This window comes from Clostridium brassicae (assembly GCF_026738875.1).
Lineage (GTDB): Bacteria > Bacillota > Clostridia > Clostridiales > Clostridiaceae > Clostridium_H > Clostridium_H brassicae.
The window spans coordinates 1-1,759 of the sequence record NZ_JAPQFJ010000055.1; the positions used below are offsets into that span (position 1 = coordinate 1).

At 29.7% G+C, this 1,759-nt stretch carries 1 protein-coding gene, 1 tRNA gene and 1 rRNA gene; all 3 read right to left on the bottom strand.

Annotated features, from left to right (window positions below):
* Positions 1–244: 244 nt before the first annotated feature.
* On the bottom strand, positions 245–1,066 hold the full coding sequence (locus OW729_RS19290) for a hypothetical protein (RefSeq protein WP_268063152.1): 822 nt from the start codon (positions 1,064–1,066) through the stop codon (positions 245–247).
* 276 nt (positions 1,067–1,342) lie between these two features.
* Positions 1,343–1,418 (bottom strand) — tRNA-Lys (locus OW729_RS19295).
* A gap of 7 nt (positions 1,419–1,425) precedes the next feature.
* Positions 1,426–1,542 (bottom strand): 5S ribosomal RNA (rrf, locus tag OW729_RS19300).
* Positions 1,543–1,759: the final 217 nt, after the last annotated feature.

Here is a 1,759-nt window from a genome sequence, read left to right on the forward strand (position 1 = left end):
CCTTTCTTAATTTTTCTGTAGCAAGAAAATTATACTTCAAGGCTTGGTATTATCCACTATTTATTTTTTGGAAACTATAATATGGAAACTAATAAAGTTTTGTTTGTACAAAACTTAGGTAATTAAACAATATATTTACTTTCTAAAAAGACTTTATAAGTTCTTAAAGTATAAAAAGCATACATCGCTATAAATAAATTATGCAATACATGCTTTTCATAAATCCAAATATATTACTGTATTATTAACTTTGTGTACTCAAATCCCCTTTTTGATTACTCTCTTCTTGATTAACATTTTTCTCTTTAAAATGATCTCCTTTACCTTTACTCTCTCTACCATTCTTCATAGGTAAAACATCTTTTACAGCCTTTTCTTGAGCTTCTGTTATTACCCCTGACTCCACAAGACCCTTAATTAAGTCCTTATGCTGGCTTTTTATAGTTTTTATATATTCTTTACGTTGTTCTTCTGTCATATTCTTCATCTTCTCAAAATCTGATTTTCTAACACTACTTTCTTCTTTTATAGCTGAAAGTATTTTATCTAATTGATCTTGAGTTATAGTCTTCTTATCTACTAATTTAACTAAACTTTCCTTTAATTCTTTATCTCTTGTTGCTTTCATATTATTATTCATTTTCAATTTAATTGCATCAGCTTTTTCTTTAGTTAATATTCCCTTTTGTGCTAACTCTTCAAATATATCTCCTCTAGTTTTATCATTATCTTTATCTTTCTTTACTTTAGAGCTTTCATTAGAATTCTTTACTTCGTTAGATTTATTTTTAACATATTCCAAAACTTTATTGCTTTCATCTTGAGTTATTGTTTGTGAAGCTACTGAATCTTTCAATACTGATTCTAAAACCTTCTGCATTTGTTCATGTTTTTTTTCATTGTTCATATGTACTGATGTTCTAAATTCTTTTTTAGAAGCTAAATTAGCATTTTTTTTAGCCACTGTACTAGGGGTTCCTGCAAATGCCATACTCACAGAAGATATTAAAATTCCTCCTGTTAATGCTCCTGTTAATATTTTTGTTTTTAATTCTAACTTCTTCATATTTACTTCTCCTCTCTATTAACTACAATTTAATTATTTCCATAATCATATTGTATTTGAGAAATATGGCACTTTAGTGGCAATACTATGTACTATTTGTTACATTTTTTATCTTCCCATTTATATACTTCAAATTATATATTAACCCAAACTAACTCTTCCTTTTAACTTTAATTGGGTATAAATCGCTTTCACAGAATATACAAGAGTATTAATAGTGCTACACATGAGGCAAATTTGCATAAAAAAAATACATCTCGTATACGAGATGTATTTTGGTGATCCACCGGGGAATCGAACCCCGGACAACTTGATTAAAAGTCAAGTGCTCTACCGACTGAGCTAGTGAATCATATCTTACCCGGCGACGACCTACTCTTCCACACCGTCTCCAGTGCAGTACCATCGGCGCTTTGAAGCTTAACCTTCGTGTTCGGAATGGGAACGGGTGTTACCTTCAAGCCATAATCACCAGATGCATATTTAAATGTGCTCTCTCTTGAACACATTGACTATTATATCAGCCGATTAGACATGTGTCAACATTTTTTTATATATTTTTTTCATTTTCTGATTGATATATGATAATGTCTTAATATAACACATGTGATTATGTCCCAAATATAAATTTTAGTATACAATAAACCTCATAACTTGAAATGAGGTGGACATACTGAGAAAGGTTGCTTTAAG

Excerpts from the sequence above, each read along its gene's own strand:
- OW729_RS19290 (WP_268063152.1), bottom strand. The coding sequence starts at position 1,066 with ATGAAGAAGTTAGAATTAAAAACAAAAATATTAACAGGAGCATTAACA.